We start from the raw sequence: 21,767 nt of genomic DNA on the forward strand, positions 1-21,767 counted from the left end.
GATACCGGGCATACTCCGTTTGGAGATATTTTCTACAGCGAAAGTCCGGACCTTACCTTCTGGGGCAAGCACCGCTATGTGATGGGCACGGTGAATGGAGATGCCTCCGCCTGGCAGTCCAAGAAGATTGGCCCCGGTCCGATTCCGATCGAAACGAGCGAGGGCTGGCTGCTCATCTATCACGGCGTAATCAACACATGTAATGGATTTGTCTACCGCATGGGCTGTGCGCTTCTGGATCTGGATCAGCCTTGGAAAGTAAAAGCCCGTTCGCGCAATTATATTCTGGGGCCGGAAATGGTGTACGAATGTATGGGAGATGTGCCTAATGTGACCTTCCCTTGCGCGGCTTTGACCGATTCCGCTACAGGACGGATTGCGATCTACTACGGGTGTGCGGATACGGTTACGGGCCTTGCTTTTACCACTGTGGATGAATTGCTTAGATATATGAGGGAGTTCCCTTTGGAGATTGAGGGATAGTATCGGTGAACAGTAACAGGGCGGGGGGCTTTTGGTGTTTATGGGACGGAGCCCCTCAATTGAACTTATGAGTCCTATAAGTTATGAGGGGTTCTTAGCACTCCGTAATTCGGAGTGTTTTTTTGTTTTCAGACACCAGCAGTGCCACCCATTGCATATCAAATGGAATTTTTGCGGAAGGACGGGCGTTGGTAATCACCGTTTCAATACAAGTGGCAAGAACACTTCGTCCACAAGATTAGCAATCGTCTGCTCGGACATTGGTTTGTTATACAGCATTAGCTCATGGCGGGCCAGATCTGCCGGCAAAGTAAGCATCCGGGGTGTAACGGCTTCGGCCGACACCTCTCCCCGGTCAACGGCCCGCTGCAGTACAATCGTCATTGTCCTGTTATGACGCCCTTGGGGGAATAATAAGGATGCAAGCGGCATGGCGCCGATTTCCGTTACGAGCCCATAAAAGGCCTTGATCATCACTTCGATGTTGTTCTGATTCATTGATTGAAGCACGCTGCATACATCGTCCCTCAAATTCCCGTAATCGGGTACCTCCTCCAGCGGGAGAGGCACGCGTTCCCGGATCGCCGCGAGTACAATCTCAGCGCGGTTGGCCCATCGACGGTACAGCACGGCTTTGCTTGTCCCCGCCCGTTCCGCCACTCCATCCATCGTAAGATTAGAATAGCCTTGTTCAGTCAACTCTTCCCGTACGGCTTGCAGGATAGCCGCTTCCAGCTCTTTGCCTCTGCGTCTGTTTTTCAATTTATCCGGGTGTTGAGAATTGGACATGTTGTTCTCGTACTCCTTTAGAAAAATTCGTTGCGTTTCATATAGGGATAGTATATCATAAACGCAAATAAGAAACCAAAAGTTTCTTATTTTTCGATCAAAGGGAGGCAATCAACATGCAAAAACAAGGTTCTACAGCGCTTGAATCGGCTGAACAGCAGGCAGCCGAGAAGAAATTGATGTGGATTCTAATGGTTGGCATTCTGGCTCCGCTATTCGACACGACGATAACGAATGTGGCTATTAATACGCTGGTTCGGGAATTCAATACCTCGGTGTCAACCATTCAATGGGTTATGACCGCTTATCTGCTTGCGCTTGCTATGGTCATTCCCTTCAGCGGCTGGGCGGTGGAGCGATTCGGGGGCAAGCCTATGTGGCTATTTTCGCTGGGCATGTTCTTGCTCGGTTCTGTGCTATGCAGCTTGGCATGGAACGTGGAGAGCCTGATTTTTTTCCGTACCATTCAAGGGATCGGCGGGGGATTGCTGATGCCCATTATGCAGACCTTGGCAGTGCGCGCCTCTGGAGGACGAAATATGGGCAAAAAGATGGCCACGGTGGCTTTACCGGCGCTGCTTGGGCCGATACTCGGGCCAGTGCTGGGAGGCCTTATCATCAACCATCTGAGCTGGAGATGGATTTTCTTTGTAAATATTCCGCTCTGCATCGTTGCCATCATTATGGCGTGGAAAGAGCTGCCTAATGAAGAGCGCGGAACCCGAACGTTGCGGCTGGATCTGCCGGGACTGATGCTGCTCTCCCCAGCTATCGTGCTCATTATTTACGGTCTTGGAGAAGTGAGCTTGAGTCACGGTTTTGGACATGCTGCGGTTCTCGTTCCCGTTATAGCAGGGTTATCGCTTCTAGTTGTATTTGTCGTTTATGCCTTTCGCAAAGGAAACGAAGCGTTGCTCGATGTTAGGCTGTTCCGTGTGCGTTCCTTTACTGTATCCGCGGCACTGCTTTTTCTATCCGGCCTGACCTCCTACGGGGCAATGCTGTTGCTGCCGCTGTACTTCCAGCAAGTCCGTGGCGAATCGGTGCTTCTATCCGGTCTGCTGCTCGTTCCGCAAGGGGTCGGGATGCTGCTGACAAGATCGCTTGCCGGCAAACTAACGGATCAGATCGGTTCGAAGCCCGTCGTTCTTGTCGGAACCGTCCTTACCATGCTTGGAACATGGCCGCTTACGCAGCTTAGTGGAGATACGAGCTATTATTATTTGAGCGCGGCATTGATCGTGCGGGGAGCAGGATTAGGCGCTGTTTTTCTGCCGGTCATGGCTTCCGCTTATATTGGCCTGTCTTCGCAGCAAATCCCGCATGCCAGCAGCACCACTCGTATTATGCAGCAGATCGGCGGCGCCTTCGGTGTATCGGTTATCGCTATTATTTTGCAGAACGAGCTAAATTCAGTCTTGTCACATGACCCGGCAGCTGTGGCTGTTGCGTTCAATCATACGTTTATCTGGTCAATTGCCTTCTCTACATTGGCGCTAATTCCGGCGGCATTTCTGCCGAGAATAAAAAGATAAATTCGAGTGAATTCACTTCGTGATAGCCCCTGAGCGCAAACTGTATAACTCGTATAAATCTAGTGAAATAAGGGGAATGGCTGTTACCCGACTAAAAATCTAAACAAACGGAGTTTGGCCCCTTTATTAAGTAAATGGGTGGCAGAGCTATGTCGTATAGCTTAATTTCCTTCTACCAGAGTAAGAGATTTGCTCTGCGTTTACGGAAGATATTCGTATCTGCTGAGGGTTATCCCAATTCGTTCTGTGAATAATTCAGCTTGTATTCCTTGGGACTCATCCCTGTATATTTGGAGAATACATGCGTGAAATAGGCAGGTGTCTCAATGCCCACGGCTTCCGCGACTTCAAATACTTTACTCGCCGGATTCCTGAGTAATTTCTTGGCCATATCAATCCGGTACTTGTTGATCACGTCGATGATGGACTCCCCGGTTACCTTTTTGTAAAGGCGGCTGAGGTAGCTGCTGTTGATGTGGATATGGTCCGCAATAATCTGCAGATTCAGGTTCTGGTTGTAATGCTCTCTTATATATTTCTGGCATTCTATAACGATGTAATTGGGCTGCTTGTCACTCTGCGCCATTGCCCTTGAGCAGCTGTGGATCAGGCGCCCCAGGATGTCTGTTAACAGCTGAATGCTCTTGCTCTCCTGGATTTGCTTGTAAACCGCGGATTGGTTTTCATCCAGCTCCGGTGCGAAGGGTGTGCTTGCGCTCAGCAGACGGAAACAGTAGGAACCGATAAGCAGACAAGCTACCTTTACATTTTCTATCGGCTCTTTGATGCTCTTGTAACTCTCAAGTAACTGGTCCAGATGCTGGACCGCCAGATCGTTTTGTCCTTGCTGTAGATGTTCGGCAATTTGCTCTGCGGCATGATGGGGAGGAGCTCCGGGAGTGAGTGTCTGATTCGTATGGGGCATATACACAGCTACATAATTATCGTTATAGAAGCTGCCTTGAAGTGCCTCTCTGGCCTCAAGATAAGCCACCCTGAGTGTCAGAACATCCCGGTGGTTCAGACTGATGCCGATATTGACATGGTACTGCCTGAAGTTCTCTGCCATGGCAAGGATTTCATTACTGATCGTGAGCAGCGCTTGTGTGGATACTGATGCATTGCCGCCGTCCATGGAGACAATAGCGAGCAAGGTGTTTTTCTCCATGGTCATGATATAAGAGGGACGTTCCCCGAAGGCCAGTGCAAGGAATTGGCGGATGGACGACAAGAACCGGTGATGGTCATTCGCCGGGGCATCCGCATTTGCATGGAGGCCGGGCATATCCTTAACTTCCAGATAGATCCCGAAATAGTTCTCCAATTGCAGACCCAGCTCTCTTGAGCGGCTGAATAAACCTGCTTCATCACTAATCAAGCCGCCTACGGCTTCCTTCAGAAATTTCTCGCTGATTTCGGACAGATTGTCGTTGATTTTGCTCTCCAACTGTCTAACTTTCTGCGTCTGCTCCCTCTCCTTTTCCAGCAGCCGAGTTGCCTTTTCAATAGCCCGGGGAATCTGCTCGGTCGGATTGGTCTTGACCACAAAATCAACCACTTCATATTGAATGGCCGTTTGGGCATAGGAGAAGTCCGCGAAGGCAGTAAGAATGATGACCTTGGTCTGCGGAAAGTTCTGGTGCACATAGTCCGATAAAGCAAGACCATCCATCCCCGGCATGCGGATATCGGTTACAATAATATCGATATCATAATAGCCCAGTATCTCTACCGCTTCCAACCCATTGGATGCCTCACAAACAACCTCGCACTCAAGAACGTCCCAATCAATAAAACACTGCAGCCCTTTTTTGATAACAGGCTCATCATCAACAATCATGACGTTATACATGCGGAATTTCCCCCGAATCTGCTGGTATGTGAAGGGTAACTTTGGAGCCTGAACCGAGTTCGCTCTCAACATCCACTCCATAAGCCTCGCCGTAGATCAGCTTCACCCGTTTATGCGTGTTGATCAGGCCAATATTGTTGTGGCCTTGTTTGCGTATGGTGGTATTCTCGAAATTATTCCAATCCCGTGGAACATGCTCAAATCCGATGCCATTGTCCGTGATCTCGAAATAGACCGAATCGTTTCTGCGGTAAATGCGGATATGGATCATCCCCTTGCCCAGCTTTTTTTCCACACCGTGCACCACAGCATTTTCCACCAGGGGTTCAACACTCAGCTTGGGCAGGAGCAGATCCAGTAACGCTTCATCCTCGATCTGGATCGTATACTCCATCTTATCTTCAAACCTTTCTTTCTGCAGATAAAGATAAAATTTGATTAAATCCAGTTCCTGCCGGATCGGGATTTTGGCCAGGCTGCTCGAATAAATACTTGCCTGCAGCAGCTCAGTAAGCGATGTCACCATTTTGTAAACGGTCTCATCTTTGGACAATTTCGCTTTGTAACCAATGGTAATGAGCGTATTGAACAGAAAATGGGGATTCATCTGGGCTTGTAAAAATTTGATCTCCGACTCCCTGATCAGCAGGTGCTTCTCATACACTTCCTTGATGAGATAGTTGATCTCATCTGTCATGTTGTTGAAGGTGGTACTCAGCTGATTAAGCTCCACATCCTTGTAGGCTGGCATTCTTGTGTTGTAATCCCCTTTCTTTACTTTGCGGATGCTCCGCAGCAGATCACGGACGATCCGTGTAAAGCGAAGAGATAACAGAATTCCTGCCGCGAGGGATACGAAAGCAATCAGAGCGATGATCCAAATGTAATTGTACATGCTCCCTGATAATTTGGAGAGTACCTGTTTCCTTGGAATGCCTGCAATGAAAGTAAGCCCGGTTGTACCGATGCTGCGGGAAGCGGCCAGGTAGGTCTCCTGATCTAGCTTGACGTCACTTACCTCGGTATTGTCCTTAAGCGCCAATATATCAGGAGAAACGATAGAACCTAACTCATGCTTATCGCTACTTGAATAGATGGTTCCCCGGCTATCAATAATGTAGGCCATAGCGCCCTTAAAGGCGAGCAGTGCGGAATACTCTTCGGCTAAATCTGCCTCATTCGTGCCAAAGATCAGCACAAGACGCTGCCGGGGAAGATTGATATTGGACATCACCCGTGTGAAATAGATGGTGGGGTCCCCGGGGCTTGGCGTGAGAATTTCCTTACCCCGGACCATTCTGCCATTAACCGATTGATAGACAGCGAGATTGTTCCTGTTAATTTGTTCAATGTTAGGCGGTGACTTTAGAACGGATACATAGTTGTCCGTATCAAAAAATACATAGGCCGTTGACAGCAGGCTGATATTCCAAGCATTGTTGAACATAAGGCTGTACTTCAGATCCTCTTCCATTTCACTTTTATTCATGAATTTCTTGTAGAAGTCATCGCTCAGTGACACATCGTTGATTAGCCAGTTTCTTAACATTTTATTGGAGAGGAAATGCAGGGAGGTATTATCAATAATCTGAAAGGATTTCTCAATATTGTCGTTGGTCTGGCGGATCAGAAGGGACAGATTATCATTGGCATTCCTAGTTAGAATCTGGGAAATGTTCCAATAGAAATAGCAGCCAGCGAACGTCATCGGCAGAAGAATCAGAAGAAAGATGATAATTACAATTTTATTCCTTACCGGGATGCGGGAGAGCCATCCGGAAATGGGGCGAAGGCTGAGCCGTCGAAGGAGATGTTCTTTGGACATGCAGATTGCTCCTTGGTTGATGAGTCTTATAGTAAGCGTATTATATAATTTTTTTATTGCGGCGAATAGGCAAACAGAAGGGAATTCAGACGTTTCGGGCGATATGGTAAAGAAAACGATGAAGAGTTAAAGAAATCTGAAACCCCTTTCATCCATCCCGCTGCCTTGCCCTATTTACTCAAGATTTTATAAAAGATAATACCGAAAAACGAATTCATTCGCTTTTTTCTTTGTTCTACAATGAGAGCTGTAACAAACTGCAATGGGCCGAAGGGTTACGCTCATGCATCACGCTATCATTATTAAGGGGGATTTAGTTTGAAGAAACCAATGCACAAAACGGGCTTTGCTCTGGCAAGCACGCTGATTCTAGCCATGTCCATTTCGGCATGCGGATCAAAGAATTCGGCAGAGAACAGCGGGGCGGCTGCAACAGCGGGCCCGGGAAATGCCGCGGCGGCCAAGGCGCCTGTGAAAATTTCTTATCTTACCTTCCGGGTCGGCACTCACGCGTCAGCCAAGATGGAGGAAGAGCAAATCAAGCAGTTCAACGCCAAGTATGGTGATGAAGTGGAGGTTGTGGTTGAAGAAATTCCAAGTGACGCTGCATATGTTGACAAGATCAAGATTCTGGCAGCCTCCGGGGATGTTCCGGATGTCGTCATGGGCAAGGACGGAATTAATGACGTTTTGATCAAAGGAAATCTTGCAACCCCTTTCAATGATTATTTAGACAAGGACCCGGAGTGGAAGGCCGCCATCGGAGAAGATGCGCTATCCTCCAATACCCGGGACGGAAAGATCTGGTCGATCAGCGATCAGAAGCAGAACATCGGTTATTTCTACAATAAGGAGATGTTTGAGAAGGCAGGGATCAAGCCGGCGGAGACTTGGGATGAATTTATGAGCAACAACGAGAAGCTTAAAGCAGCGGGCTTTGTTCCGCTCGCACTCATGACCGGGGAGAATGCCTGGACGACCAATCTGATTCTTGCTGCCATGATCGGCACTAACGGGGACAACGGCAAAGCGTTCATGAACACACTGCACCCCACCGACTTCAATACGCCCGAAATGAATCAGGCGCTTAACATGATGAAGGAGTTATTGGAGAAGTATACGACCAAGGATGCACTTGGAGCCGGATACGCCAACGCAGCGAACGCCTTCAGCCAGAACAAGGCGGCGATGATTGCAAATGGTCCCTGGATGATCGGAGACTTCAGCGATCCGACCAAATCCAGTGAAGGTTTCGATAAAAAGGTGGGAGTTGCCGCTTTTCCGAACAACAGCCTGATTTCCACCTACGAGGTGGGCTATATGATCGGAGCCAAAACGCCGGAAACCCGCGAAGCCGCTGAGAAATTCATTCGTTTCAAGACAGGGCTTGAGGGACAGACCATCGCGCTTGAATACGGCAATGTGATGCCGGTATCGAATGAAATCCAGCCTTCGGACGCACTTAAGCAGAAATATCCGATTGTAGTTGAATCTATTATGGTAGCCCAAAAGACGCAGCTTCATTACCGGACGCTTGATTCCATCGTGTATCCGAACGTAACAGATGCATGGAAGAACCTTTATCCGAAGCTGATATCCGGCCGGGCAACGGCAGAAGAAATTGCCAAGGAACTGACGGATATTGCTGCCAAAAATAAATAAACTGTAAGCTGAGGATTGGGGAGGACCATATGGATGGTTAGGAAAAATAGAGGAAATATCGCGCTTTTCCTGTTGCCGACAGTAGCATTGTTTATTATTGTCTATGCCGTCTCACTTGTCATTCTGTTCGGTACGTCCTTTACGGAATGGTCGGCCGGACGAAGACCGGTGTTTAACGGTCTCGCTAACTATATACAGCTGTTTAGTGACGATACCGATTTTCGCAAAAGTGCTCTGAATACACTCGTCTGGGTTGTACTCCAGTCTACGGTACACGTTGCCATCGGCACCATATTCGCGATTATTCTCAGTATGAAGGAATTCTACTGGAAGTTTGCACGAACAGTTTACATGTTCCCTAACATCATCTCGGGGGCCGCTGTGGGTATGTTGTTCCTGTGTATGCTCAATCCTGATTTTGGTGCGGTGAACAGTATTGCCCGCTTGTTTGGAAATGCCGATTATGCCCAGAACTGGTTCATGGATTATGCGACAGCCTTCTTCTCTGTCACAATGACCTGGCTACCCTATGCGGCTGTCGTCACCATTCTGATTCTGGCCGAAATCGCAGCGATTCCGGAAAGCCTGTATGAATCCGCACGCATTGACGGGGCCAGCACTTTCAAGATTAATCTGTACATCATCCTTCCAATGCTGCGCAACATTATCGGCACCTGCGTGATTCTGTCCGGAACCAGCATGCTGCAGAAGATGGATATTATTTTGATGACGACTGGCGGCGGACCCGGCAATGAAACCATGAATTTGCCAATTTATATTTACAAGACCGCACTCATGAACAATAACTTCGGTTATTCCAACTCAGTGGGCGTCTTTCTAATCGGCTTTGGCTTGATCTTTGTCCTGCTGTGCCGAAATCTGTTCAGAATAGGCAGCTCCCAAAACTGAATGGAGCGGATGGGGTGGAAATGTTGAAAAAAGGTTTGGCTGTACTCAAATATGGGTTTGTGTTCTTGATTGTCCTGTTATCGCTGGGTCCGTTCCTGTGGGTGCTGCTGGCTTCGTTTAAGACAAATGCCGAGATATTGACCAATTCACTCGGCTGGCCAAGCAGCTTCCGCTTTTCCAATTACACCATGGCCTTCAAAATAGCGCCGATATCCCGGTTCTACATCAACAGTGTAATCGTGGGGATCTTCGGAACTGTGCTCAATCTGCTTCTGCTTGGAATGGCAGCCTATGTCCTGGCGCGCTTTCAATTCCGCGGCAAGAAGCTGCTGATGGGAGCCTTCTCCCTTTCGCTCTTGATTCCAGGCGCTGCAATGCTGCAGCCGTTATACTTGACGGTTAACACGCTCGGGCTGTACGACAAGCTGATTGGACTTATCATCGTATATACCGGCTTTGGATTGCCGGTCTCGCTCTATATTCTATCAAGCTATTTCCTGACGATTCCTAAGGAAATGGAGGAATCGGCTTACCTGGATGGTGCGAGCTTCATCCAGACCTTCTTCAAAATTATATTGCCTATATCGAAGCCGGGCTTCGGCACGGCTGGGGTGATGCAGTTTCTGCTCTGCTGGAATGAATTTCAATTCGCTATTATTCTGACAACGGGCAATCAAAGCCGCACACTGCCGCTTGCGCTCTATTATTTCAAAAGCCAGTTTGCCAGCGATTACGGCGTCATGTTTGCGGCCACGATGGTCGTCATCATCCCGAGTATCCTGGTGTATATCCTGCTGCAGGAGCAGGTGGTATCCGGACTTGCTGCGGGAGCAGTTAAGGGATGATGAACCGGATGATAACCAAAGGAAAGATACCGGAGAAACCAGGAGGTTGCAGATGAATGAGGAAAACCTGTGGTGCCTGAAGGAAAACGGATATCAGGCCGGATTACACAAGCATTATGAAGGACTCTTTACCCAGGGAAACGGCTATATGCATGTCCGTGGAAGCTTTGAGGAGGGGTGCAGTGATGCGCCCCAGGATGAGGACTACCTGCGCTTTCCTGATAACGTTACGCTGGAGAAGCCACGGCACCTGAAGTCCAAGCAGGGAACCTATATTCCGGGCATTGTGGGACGGCATCCGCTGCTGAAGGAAGAGATTATCAATCTCCCTTATGTTCTGGGACTTGAATTCCGGTCAGCCGGCGAGCGGCTGGATATGGACCGCTGCCGGATCAGCAGCTACAGACGCTGGCTGGATCTGCGTGATGGAAGCCTTCATCGTGCATTCATATGGGAAACGGAAGAGGGGATGCAGCTTCAATGTACCTACAGCCGCTACATCAGTATGGCGGATACCCATCTTTGCATCCAGCGGGTACAGCTTGAGGTGCTGGCAGGCGAAGGCAGGCTGGAGGTGAAGGCCACCCTCCGGGCTGATGTACGCACCAATGGAATGAATCATTTTGCCCAGATTGTTCCCTCAGCAGAATCAGAAGGAAGCCTGTCACTCGAGACGCTGACAGAGGAGGGCAATCAGATCTTCATGCTGTCTGCGCTGGAAGCCTCTGAAGCCATGAACTGGCAGGAAGACAATACCCGGACGATGGCTGCACTCCGCGGGGATTGCAGGCTGCAGAACGGGGACCGCTTGACTGTCACCAAGCTGACTGCGGTGACAACCGACCGTGATAGGGAGGAGGGAACGGTCTGTGACAGGGCGCATGAACATCTCAGCCGCGCACGCGATTTAGGCTGGGAGCAGCTGTATAAGCGGCATACTGACAGCTGGAAGAGCAAATGGCAGCATGCTGATATCCGTATTAAGGGAGATGATATAGCGCAGGTAAGCGTCCGGGCATCGCTCTACCATCTGATCCGCGCAAATAGCGGGCAGGATGCGCGGGTGGCGATCTGCGCCAAGGGCTATGCCGGGGAGGCCTATTTCGGCAGGTATTTCTGGGACACAGAGATCAACCTGCTGCCCTTCTACCTGCACACTAACCCGCAGGCCGCCCGTAATCTGCTTCTGTTCCGCTACAATACGCTCGATGGAGCCAGACGCAACGCGAAGAATTATGGATACAAGGGAGCACGGTATGCGTGGGAGTCCTCGCTGAGCGGGGAAGAACAATGTGCCAACTGGCAGTATGCTGATCATGAAATTCATATAACAGCGGATATAGTGTATGCGATATATCACTACGTGAGGGCTACAGGAGATCATGAATTTCTGGAGCGCTACGGCATTGATATTCTGGTGGAGACGGCCCGTTATTGGTGTGACCGGGTGGATTGGAACCGGGAGGGGGCCTGCGAACTGCTCGGCGTTATGGGGCCGGACGAATATTTGCCCTTTACCCGTAACAATGCCTTTACCAACCGTATGGTCAAATTCAGTCTGGAGCAGACCGTTGCTTGTCTGGACAGCCTGCAAGGCAGCATGCCGGACAGCTATGCGACTGCGGCAGAGCGGCTGGATATTCGCCCCGGTGAACGGGAGCTCTTCCGGCGCACAGCGGAGAAGCTAAGGCTACCGTATGACAGCCAGAGCGAAGTTGTTCCGCAATCCGACGATTTCGCCTCCTATGCAGATGTGGATTTTGCAAGTGTCTGGACCGACAAGTCCAGGCCTTTCGGCCATTTCATTTCCCAGGAGCGCAATTATCGTTCCAAGGCGTTAAAGCAGGCGGATGTTCTGGAATTAATGCTGCTGTTCCCGCAGGAATTCACCCGGGAGCAGCTGAAGGCGGCCTATGCCTATTATGAGCCGATCACGACTCATGATTCCTCTTTGTCCGTGGCGGTTCACGGTATTGTGGCCTCCTGGCTCGATCAGAAGGAGGCTGCTGCGGATTTCCTGCAGCGGGTGATGGCTATTGATCTCTCGCCTGAGAAAAAAGGTGCCGCTGAAGGAATTCATATCGCCAATTGCGGCGGTTTGTGGCAGCTTATCGTTTACGGGTTTGCCGGTTTGAAGAGTGCAATGTGGAGTGAAACCCTTCAGCTTGAGCCCCGTCTGCCCGAGGGCTGGGAGGAGCTGGACTTTCAGATTGCCTGGCGGGGAGAGCGCTACCGGATAACCCTTCATCCAGGTGCTTATGAAATACACAAGCTGGACGGGAGGGAAGCAATTGCAGACACAACCATTTGAGGCAGCCATCTTTGATTTGGACGGCGTGATTGTCGACACCGCGAAATTCCACTACAAAGCCTGGCAGCGCCTTGCCGGTGAGCTGGGATTCGCCTTCAGCGAAAGCGATAATGAGCAGCTGAAAGGTGTCAGCCGCATGGAGTCACTTGATCTTCTGCTTCGGGCCGGCGGGATCACGGAGGTAACGCCGGAGCGGAGGGAGGCGATGGCTTCCCGGAAGAATGAGTGGTACACAGAGTACCTTGCAACACTTACACCCGCTGATGTATTGCCCGGTGTAACCGACTTTCTTAGGCAATTACACTCATGCGGAATCAAAACAGGGATTGCATCGGCCAGCAAAAATGCTCCTCTGATCTTGGAGAAGGTGAACATCAGGCCGTTGTTTGACGCAGTGGTAGACGGCAACACCATTGTCAGGGCGAAGCCGGACCCGGAGGTATTCCTCCGGGCAGCCGGGCTGCTGGGTGTGGCGCCGGCCGCATGCTTTGTCTTTGAAGATGCTGCCGCCGGTGTAGAAGGTGCGATCCGGGCAGGCATGCGCGTTGCTGGCATCGGAGACGGGCGGCTGCTTGTCCGCGCTCATCTTACCATCACCAGCTTTGAACAGCTTAATCCCGTGTATCTGCTGACCCATATAGGCGTAACCGGCCACACCGGACGGGGAGACCGTACGGATGGACAATAAGCGGATAACCGGATTGACACTGGCGCAGCTGCAGCCGGGCATTCCGCAGGTGCTGCCGGAAGGCAGCTTTGTTACCCTGACGCTTGTTACAGACCGCTTCGGCTCGCAAATGCACCTGTTGACTATTTCCAATGGCAGACTTGTCTTTACCGTGATTCTGGAACGGGGAATGGACATCGGGGAAATCAGGCTGGATGCTGAGAAAATCAGCTGGGACCGTGATGAGCGGTATCTGCTGCATCCGGATCACGTCGATCTGACCGATAATGAACATTCGGGCTGGGATTCAGGCTTCTATGCGGCTGTGGCTGCCATAGGGCCTGAAATCTTCGGCACCCCGGATGAGGAAAGAACCGTCCATGGAACAGGGTCTTATTCCCCGGCGCTGCTGGAATCGGTACGGCTAATTTGGGATGAGCGGCAGATCTGCCTGGAGGGGAATGTTCCAGTGAGAGGGTATGGAACGTTGCCTGTGTATGAAAAATTAATCCGCATCGTAACCAATTACGGGGCAGCTGCGCTGTTCCGGGAGGATACGGTGCGGAATTTAACAGATACCGCCCAACCGGTTGATGACGGATACCATATCCAGCTGGCGGGGGTTTTCATGTCGGGAGGCGGAAGCTATGTTCTGCCGGTCTCGCCCGGGAAAATGTTGCTCCGCGATTCTGCCCCGCCGGAGGAAGACCCATTAGCTGTCTACAATTCCGGGAGCAGGCTGGACCCGATCCGCTGTTATCAATACATTCCTGAACCCGTGGAAGGGCTGGCCGCGCTGCCGCAGGTCCGCGACTACCACGCTGTCGCAGGCGGGGGGCGGGAGTTGACGGCCGAGATGCTGGTGAACACAGGACAAGATGCCGCGGCTTATGTGATTCGTTCTCTGCAATGCTTTCCCCGTTCACTGATAGCCAAACGGGCGACCGGGGACTGCATGTATGCTCTGGAGCCTTGTAAAACCAGACCTAATTCCATGAAGCAAAAAACAATAGACGGAGAAGTGGTCTATGTCGGACCCCGCGGCCAGAGTACCGGCTGGTTCATCTTGGGGGCGACACGTGATCCGCAGGAAATTACAACCCTTACGCACTTAATCCGAAGTGCAGCAAAATGACTTACGCCAGGAACACAGACTCCATCTAGGTTTAAATGAAACTAAATAACCAGTCACCGGTAGATTTGCGGCGACTGGTTATTTAGTTTTTCGTTTTCTGCCGGGTTTTTCTCACAGCTTGCTTTTATCAAAGTGTATATTTGGACTTCCAGCTGCTGTTGCCGCTAGATTTCTTAAATCAACCCGCTGTCTGTGGCTGAAATCCGGCGACTGCTGCTGTAAATAGCGAGCTTTATTGCGGAAAGCTTCCGGTGTGCGTTTACTATTTAAAATCCTGCACTCTAGGAATCCAAGTTGCAAAATGTACAATATTTGTTTCCTTACCGAGTGATCTTAAGCCATTGTTCGGTTGCTGGTTTGGTTATAGTCTTCATATTATTCTTGAAATATTTGCGGTACAGGGTACAAGAAGCGCTCCCCCTTGGAACAGTGTAAGGGGGAGCGCTTGTTTATGCCTTGCAGAACCGGTAATCTCCGTTTCTCGTCAATGCTTATCTCAAATAATTCATCAGGATCTGCGCTGCTTCTGCACGGGTGGCAGGAGCTTGGGGAGCAAAGGTACCGTCAGCCCGTCCTTTCACGAGGCCAAGCGCAGTCGCTGCAGCCACATGATCCGCTGCCCAGTCGGAAATGTCTGCAGCATCCTTAAGGGGAGGGCTGACCGGAGCGGCCGGAATGGCACCATGCTGGAGCGGGTACGCCCGCATCAGAATGACGGTCATCTCTTCACGGCTGATCTCTGCATTCGGCTGGAAGGACTCCGGAGTCAATCCGGTAATCAGACCGGCCTGCACCATGCCGGAGAGAGCGTTCTGATACCAGGCGCCTTCCGGAACATCGGTGAAGGAAGTGGTGCCGCTGCCGCTTAGCTGCAGCGTGTTCGACATCAGCTGCACGAATTCAGCTCTGGTAATGTTCCGGCCGGGCTGATAAGCCAGCTCCGATATACCTTGGATCAGATGTTTTGCAGACAGCTCACGCAAGGCTTCAAATGCCCAGTGCGTGACAGGGACATCGCTGAATTGCTTGGAATACTCCAGCAGCGCGTACATGCCGCTGCCGTCAAGTAGCGCCTTCAATCCGCCGTCTTCCGCTGCACCGCCCAGGTAGGTGAGTGTACCGTCACTTCCCACACGGTACAGGCCAAGCAGCCTCGGATCAAGTCCATCGGCCGGCCAGCTGAGGCCTACCGGAGCCGGATATTTCTCAAGCCGATGGACCGCTCCATCCGTTCCGGACAGGCTCAGATCATAATCCAGCAGCCTGCCTTTCAGCGCTACGTCGGCTTCCGTCTTCAGCTTAACTTCCTCCAGCGCCTTCCGCCCTGCCTTCAGCAGGATCTTGGCACCTCTGCTCTCAGCAGCAGGCATGGCTTCGGCCAGCTGCTTCAGCAGCTCCGGCGCCAGCACAAGCTCTATTCCGTCTCCCTGCACACGCAATGATTTTGTTCCCAGCAGCTCCCCGGCATTCACCGGAAGCTCAATGGCAGCCGCTTGCCCCACCTGCACAGTAACCACCCCGTTCACCGCCGGACTGCTCAGCTGGGTGGCTGTAATGACTGCAGCCGAAGGCCGTGGCGTTGCGGTTGGCTGTGGTGTTGGTGCTGGATTCGCCGTTGTTGACGGCGGGCTCGTCGGCGTCACCGGAGGATCCGTTGGCGTTACCGGAGGACGGTTGACAGTCAGTTCAATCGTCTTTGTATTGACCGCATCTACATAAGTACGGTCCCCGATGATACGGGTATTGGTCACCTCTGCCTTATATGCCCCGGCATCAGCAGCCCCGGCCTTCACAACAGTCAGGCTGTTGGCATTGGCACCATCCAGTACAAGGTCATTCTTCAGCCAGCGGTAGCTGAGCTCTCCATATACCGAGTTGGCTACAACGGTAAAGGTAACTGAGTCCCCCTCCACTACCGGATTACCGGTTGCCGTGAACGACTGGACCGACGGGACTTCATGCGCCGGATACACCTTGAGCCTAAGCTCCGTTCCAGTGATACGAACCGAATTCACCTCTGCTTTGCCGGTCAGCACCACACGGTACTGCGTTCCGTCATCTTCCACTCCCGGAGTGAAGCGGTATACCGCACCGGTAACAGTCGGGACCGTCAGCCAATCACCGCCGTCCGGGCGTTTCACTTCCCACTCGATAGACTCAACGTCTCCTGTCGGCTCAACCAGCAGCATTAGCGGTTCACCTTCCACAGTGTCAAGCAGAGAAGGCAGATCGGTCCCGAATGCCGGAATTATCCATTCCGCATCGGCCGGAAGCACCTGCAGGATGTATTCCTGCTCTCCGGTTAAGCCGCCTTCGCCCGTCACGACGGCCTTGTACCGGTAGCCGCTCATCGCTTCGGACAACTCCGGAAGCGTCAGCACGTCGCCCGATCCGACCGGTTCGCCGTAGCCTTCTCCCTGGTCCACATACCAGGTGTAGGACAGGGTTCCTGTCCCTGTTCCGGCAGCGCGGAGGATTCCGGCCGATCCCGCCCGCAGCGAGCCTTCGCTGACAATCTGCACCGTAGGCGCCTTAAGCGTCCATTTCGCCGTCAGCGTCAAGGCACCCGGCACCGTCTGGGCGGCAAAATCCCATTTCGCAGCATCGTTGTACCAGCCCTCCAGCTCATAACCTTCCTTTGTTACAGCCGGAGCAGTCAATGGTTCGCCGTACACGGCCTGAACAACCGTCTGGGCCGGACTTCCGCCATTGGCGTTAAAAGTGATATCAAAGGTTCCATTTAGCTCAGTCAAAGCGCTGATTTCACTATTGCTGAGATTGCGGATTTCTATTTTCATCCGCTGATTATCTTTCGCCTGGTCATCAGCTAACCTTACCTTTGCGCCATCACTAAAGGATGCTCCTTCTACAGTGATTACTTTATTATTGCTTTTGTTAACTATTTTGTAGTAGTCACCGTCTTTTTCCAGTTTCCACTGTTGAGTATCCGGTATGGATCCGGAAGCTTTTGTATTTTGACAGATTTGCAGTATGGTTGAACCGGGAAGAATGTCGATGACAAGACCGCTTTGAACCGACTGGATTTGATAATAACCTGTACCGAGATCCAGGAATCTCCATAGCTGATTATTGCCGTCGCCATTGGCCCATTGGTTGATTACTGCCAGCGGATTACTTGAAACTTTGTCCACATCCAGTGCTTTTCCGCTGTGTTTCGGCTGGATTTTAACCATCTTTTCGGGAATGATTTTCTTGGCAGTTGAACTCATAAATCCGCCCAGGGTCTTATCTATAGTGAGACTGTCGATATTGAATCTTCCGGTATCTCCTTGTTCACGGATGAATTCAATTACATTTTTACCGGCGTTCAAGTTTACGGACTCCGTACTGTTATTCCACGTATCCCAATTCGCTGTCGGAGGTAGAGATACTTGTTTGATTCTCTGTCCGTTAACATACATTGTCATGGTTATATTAGAACTCTGTACGCCGGAATACCGCAGTGTTGATGTATAGGCAGCTGTATTGGGGACATTGACTTCAAACTTGACCGCATCGCCTGTTTGCTCAAATCCGCCTACGAATCCGTTGCCTTCATACCATAAGTGATCTTTGGCAATCTTCAGGCTGCCCGCTCTGGTTGCTTCTTCTGCCTGATACCGCCAGGGAGTCCGCTTGTTAAGATGAATACTGTCCATATTTATAATGCCTGAATGATCCGTTTCATTTTTATAAGCGATCGTGTTTTTTCCCTCTTTCAGACTTAACGTCTCAAGCTGCTCCTTCCAGACCGTAAGTCCGCCAGTAGAGGGGAGAGTAATATTTTTAATCTTAGTGCCATTCAAATACAAACCTAAGGTTTTACCTGCAGCTTCTTTGGCATATCTCAGCTTCACATCATAAGACGCCGCATTCTCAACATTTACAGCAAACTCTACAGATGAGTCCGCTCTGGAGAGGCCGGTTACATATCCGGTCCCCATATTGCCGTCTTTGGCGTAAACGACTGCAGCGTCATTCGCGCCCGCAGTTTTGGCATCTTCAGCTCCATAATGCCAGGTAGTTGCATCGGTAACCGTTATATAGTCCAGATTGACATTGCCGGTGTCGCCGGCATCGTATTTATACATGATCGTATTTTCCCCTTCTTGAAGGAAAACATTATCATAGCGGTCGGCCCAGCTGTCCCAGCTTTTTAGGCTGAAGAAGTCTACCTGCTTAATTTTGTGGCCGTTTACATACATACTCAGGGTCCTGTCATCATTAAACCCTAAGCTGTAGCCCAGCTTAACCGAATAGCTGCCTGCACTGACGGCATTTACCTTGAAGGTAACCGCAGAATTTGAAGTCCATAATCCCCCAATAAATCCGTTTCCGCTATATCCCGGATGGTCTGTATCCACCTTTGCATTTCCGGACAGCCCGGCATTTTCTGCTTCATATAAGCTGCTTCTTTTGATAATCATGGAATCCAGAGCCAAATTGCTCTTGCCAGAGAGGCGGATCGTATTGCTTCCGGCGTTAAGCTTAATATTATAAGCAGATTGAATATCGAAGTTTGCATCAAATCCTGCATTAGAAGTAAAGGAAAGATCCCGGGCAGCTTCCCCATTGACTCCTAATTTCATGTTAATAGCATTCGCCGTATTATTGTTGTATCTGAAATCCAGGGAGTAGGTTCCTTTGGCGGCAGTGTTTACAGTAAACTCAACATAATCACTTCCGCTGCTGTTATTGTATTTTTCATATACACCGCCCGAAGCATAGCCGCTTTTTCCGATGACTTTAGATACTCCTGCGAGCTTTGCATCCTCGGCTTCATAAATTTCGCTTTTTTCCTCTCCGGAGGGTCTGTTCAGGACAGTGCCGGGATTGGAAGGGATTCCGAGATTGATGAAATCATTATCATCCCAGGAGATACGCTGCGCTCTTATTCCTCTGTTTCCGCCGCCTTGTCCATGGGTCGGTATGCCATGATACATAATCCAATCCTCGGTGTCGTCTTCGGACTTAAGGAACAAGGGGGATCCCGGCCCATAGGAGCTGTTTTCATCCGATCTTTGCATCACCGGCTCAGGATATTTCACCCATGACTGGGCATTCATCACATCTGAGGTTGCATTAGCTACGGATACGCCTACAGCATAGTTATCATTCATAAAGCTGCTTGCCGAGTAGGCGAAATAGATTCTACCGTTTCTTTCAACGACCGCAGCGCCTTCATTGATATTGTCGCCATGCTTTTCCCAGTCATATTGCGGCAGGGCCACTTTACCTTCTGCGCCTTCCAATGTCCATGGGTTCTTCATTTTGACAATCGTAGGGCTCTCGTCAAATTTTGTCTTTGCAGGATCATTAGGATCAGGGTAATAGTAATATTTGGTATAGGTGAAGTATGGTTCTCCTTTAATGGATACAACACCGCATGCTAAACCATAGCCCTGCGTGTTCAGCAGTCCCTTCTTGACCGTAACCTGTCCATCGCTGTCTGCATTGGCGGATTCTCCCTTAAGCTCCCAGGTTCCTTCAAAAGGATCGGGAGACGGGTTCTCCAGGACGTAGGAGCTTGGATGTCCATATCCGAAGCTCTCCTCCGGACCAGAAGAGAAATACAGATACCATTTGCCGTCCAGCCTATATACGTATGGACCCCACACGTATCCGAAATTATCGGGCTTCTTCCAGACTACCTTGCTTTTTGCAGTGGATACTCCGAGAATGGTTTCATGTCTTTTTAAGGTGATATTATTATCGCTTGAAAAAGCTGAATAGTAATAGCCGTCTGCAGCCCTGGCAATGGTAGGATCAGCACCTCCCATAAGCGGGTTAACATAATTAGAAGTTACCTCTGCACTGGAGATGCCTGCCAGCAATATTGAAAGTATGATTGCAAAGGGCAACATCATTAAAATTTTTTTCCTCATAGTAATCTCCTTGTCTGCTCAATTTTTTCCTCCTTAAAGATCCGGACCTCTTTTTTGAAACCGCTTACTTTTTGGCGTAGCGCTACGCATTCATTATAAAATAAAAGCGGAACCGTTTTTCCGCATCATGTTTTGCGATATTTTGAGGGATTATAATTACCGAAGAAGAGTCTTGAATGAAAACTTGATTTTCTTGTATTTTTTTTAGTTTTCTTATGATATTTTTACCGGGTGAATATTGCTGAAAGGAAGCAAGCAAATAATAAATTTTAGAGGTTTTATTTCGAGAGGAGTGATGTGTTATGTTTATTGGACTGCAGACTCGGTATATGTTAACAAAGTCTCCCAAATCAGCAAATCGGGTAATAGAACGGCAGACACTGCTTCAACTCCTTACCGTGCGCGTCTGTGACCCAGCAATATGAGTGTTTACGTAAATTGCACTTATGCAGTTGCAATGCCGTATACCGAACAATACGTACGGTGGTGAGAGGAATGCGATATAGTCGCCAAATTTTTTGTGCACTCCGTCAATTTGTATAGCGGGCGTACTGCCGCTTTTTTTCTTTGATAAAATACTCATAGCCTTTAACTCCTCCATAAAGAGAGAGCTTGTACAGGATTCTAAGGACGATACTCCTGAACAAGCTCCACCGGAAATGTTTCAATAAATCTACTGCTTTATGATGTTATGACAATCCCTAAGATTGGCGGGGCGCAGCTGGCCCAAGCCCAATGGAGCAGAGCCAATTCAGCGCTACCTCATGCATCACGTTGATGTTGTCTACCTGACAGTGTTCTAATCCGCCAAGTCGTCTATCCTCTATCGCGTAGAATGTCTTGTTTTTCGAACCCGCCTGCTCGTAATTCTTCATGGCTTGTGTCAGCGGATTGGGCTGAACCAATATCTCTTCCGCTCCATGCATGACAAGCAGCGGACATTCGATCTGGTGGAGCACGCCCTCAAGATCATAGGCAAAACGCGGATTCCCCGCAAAATCCTCCAGGCTTTCTGCCCCCAGAATTCTCATGCCGTGTGCGGCCAGACTTGGCGGCATCCATGTAAGCATGGCTTTCCAGTCGAAGGCATGCGTACCGCCGTCGGAGATGACGGCAGCAATCCTGTGATCGAACGAAGCGAATCGCAATGAGTCGTAAGCCGCAAAACTCTCCCCGTGCACGATAATCTTATCGGGATCGACTTCCGGCCGTGTTAGAAGGAAGTCGATGGCCCGGGAATGGAAAGCCTCGCTGTCCGCCCGTCTCCCCTTTCCCTTTTCGTACAGCGAGAGGCCGGTGCCGGGCTGGTCATAGACCAAAAAGTTATATCCACACGAAATGAAGGCAGGACCCAGCCAGAAATAATTTTCAATGGACCACTCGTCACCACCGTTAAGCGCAAACACGGTCGGCTTTGGGCCTTTGATCCAGGAAGGGGAGAAGAAGTATCCCTCCAGCTTGACATCCTCGTAATCGACCTCGATTTTCTCCGGGCGGACATCGAAGTACTTTCCGGCAGCTTCGAAGAGTTCATTAACCTTCTTAAAAATACGGATTTTCTCGGTGTCATCATCCATCACCGCATACTCTGCGATTCTGTAGTAATTGCAGGCACGAATGTAGCAGTTCCGTGCGGTATACCAGTTTCCGGCCGTTTCGGCCTCCTTGCCGTGTCTTTCCAATGCCTGAGCGGTGATGAGCCATTCCCTGTGCCACGTATCCTTGTCATCGGGATCGATTTTTTTGCAGGCCTCGTAGATTTCGGTGACGTCCGTAGCACCAAGGCTTGCCATACCCAAAGCTTTGGTAACTTGGTATGACATCATGTAGTTATTGGGCCAGCGGCTGAACTCAATTGACATTTCGACA

General features: G+C 50.2%; 13 protein-coding genes. 8 read left to right on the forward strand and 5 right to left on the reverse strand.

Annotated elements, in window-relative coordinates:
- A partial coding sequence (locus tag A3842_RS16365; protein ID WP_483874424.1) for a glycoside hydrolase family 130 protein occupies window positions 1-483 on the forward strand: 483 nt, incomplete at its 5' end.
- A 195-nt stretch (window positions 484-678) separates the two neighbouring features.
- On the opposite strand, the gene A3842_RS16370 is transcribed toward A3842_RS16365, so the two are convergent.
- Window positions 679-1,272 (reverse strand): TetR/AcrR family transcriptional regulator, encoded by a 594-nt coding sequence (locus A3842_RS16370; protein WP_074102092.1) that lies wholly within the window; start codon window positions 1,270-1,272, stop codon window positions 679-681.
- A 116-nt stretch (window positions 1,273-1,388) separates the two neighbouring features.
- Between A3842_RS16370 and A3842_RS16375 the strand changes: the two genes are divergently transcribed.
- Window positions 1,389-2,807, forward strand: a complete 1,419-nt coding sequence (locus tag A3842_RS16375) for an MDR family MFS transporter (protein WP_074087122.1) — start codon at window positions 1,389-1,391, stop codon at window positions 2,805-2,807.
- A gap of 229 nt (window positions 2,808-3,036) precedes the next feature.
- Here A3842_RS16375 and A3842_RS16380 read toward each other — a convergent pair whose 3' ends face one another.
- Window positions 3,037-4,659, reverse strand: coding sequence for a response regulator (locus tag A3842_RS16380; RefSeq protein ID WP_074087120.1), 1,623 nt, complete (start codon window positions 4,657-4,659; stop codon window positions 3,037-3,039).
- Complete coding sequence (locus A3842_RS16385) at window positions 4,652-6,484, reverse strand: cache domain-containing sensor histidine kinase (RefSeq protein ID WP_074102093.1); 1,833 nt, start codon at window positions 6,482-6,484, stop codon at window positions 4,652-4,654. Before A3842_RS16385 ends, A3842_RS16380 begins: the two co-directional genes overlap by 8 nt.
- A 318-nt stretch (window positions 6,485-6,802) precedes the next feature.
- On the opposite strand from A3842_RS16385, the gene A3842_RS16390 reads away from it, so the two are divergent.
- Genes A3842_RS16390 through A3842_RS16415 form a run of 6 tightly spaced genes read left to right on the forward strand, consistent with a single transcriptional unit; the run spans window position 6,803 to window position 14,013 of the window.
- Window positions 6,803-8,146 (forward strand): ABC transporter substrate-binding protein, encoded by a 1,344-nt coding sequence (locus A3842_RS16390; protein ID WP_218618684.1) that lies wholly within the window; start codon window positions 6,803-6,805, stop codon window positions 8,144-8,146.
- A 33-nt stretch (window positions 8,147-8,179) separates the two neighbouring features.
- On the forward strand, window positions 8,180-9,055 hold the full coding sequence (locus A3842_RS16395) for a carbohydrate ABC transporter permease (RefSeq protein WP_074087116.1): 876 nt from the start codon (window positions 8,180-8,182) through the stop codon (window positions 9,053-9,055).
- Window positions 9,056-9,075: 20 nt separating this feature from the next.
- Window positions 9,076-9,900: a carbohydrate ABC transporter permease gene (locus tag A3842_RS16400; protein WP_083609619.1), complete on the forward strand. Its 825-nt coding sequence runs from the start codon at window positions 9,076-9,078 to the stop codon at window positions 9,898-9,900.
- A 52-nt stretch (window positions 9,901-9,952) separates the two neighbouring features.
- A complete protein-coding gene (locus A3842_RS16405; RefSeq protein ID WP_074102123.1) occupies window positions 9,953-12,211 on the forward strand; it encodes a glycoside hydrolase family 65 protein in 2,259 nt (752 codons plus the stop codon).
- The gene (pgmB, locus tag A3842_RS16410) at window positions 12,192-12,899 is read left to right on the forward strand and encodes a beta-phosphoglucomutase (protein ID WP_256701727.1); all 708 of its coding nucleotides are present in this window, start codon (window positions 12,192-12,194) and stop codon (window positions 12,897-12,899) included. The genes A3842_RS16405 and pgmB overlap by 20 nt, the downstream gene beginning before the upstream one ends.
- Entirely contained in the window at window positions 12,889-14,013 is a 1,125-nt protein-coding gene (locus tag A3842_RS16415) for a DUF4432 family protein (protein ID WP_074102094.1), read from the forward strand. Before pgmB ends, A3842_RS16415 begins: the two co-directional genes overlap by 11 nt.
- Before the next feature lie 491 nt (window positions 14,014-14,504).
- Here A3842_RS16415 and A3842_RS31530 read toward each other — a convergent pair whose 3' ends face one another.
- Both A3842_RS31530 and A3842_RS16450 read right to left on the reverse strand, forming a co-directional pair.
- Entirely contained in the window at window positions 14,505-19,898 is a 5,394-nt protein-coding gene (locus A3842_RS31530) for a CBM35 domain-containing protein (RefSeq protein WP_083609618.1), read from the reverse strand.
- A 701-nt stretch (window positions 19,899-20,599) separates the two neighbouring features.
- Window positions 20,600-21,760: an alpha/beta hydrolase gene (locus A3842_RS16450; RefSeq protein WP_074087110.1), complete on the reverse strand. Its 1,161-nt coding sequence runs from the start codon at window positions 21,758-21,760 to the stop codon at window positions 20,600-20,602.
- Window positions 21,761-21,767: the final 7 nt, after the last annotated feature.

The sequence above is a fragment of the Paenibacillus sp. P3E genome, from assembly GCF_001909045.1.
Classification (GTDB): Bacteria; Bacillota; Bacilli; order Paenibacillales; family Paenibacillaceae; genus Paenibacillus_AQ; species Paenibacillus_AQ helianthi.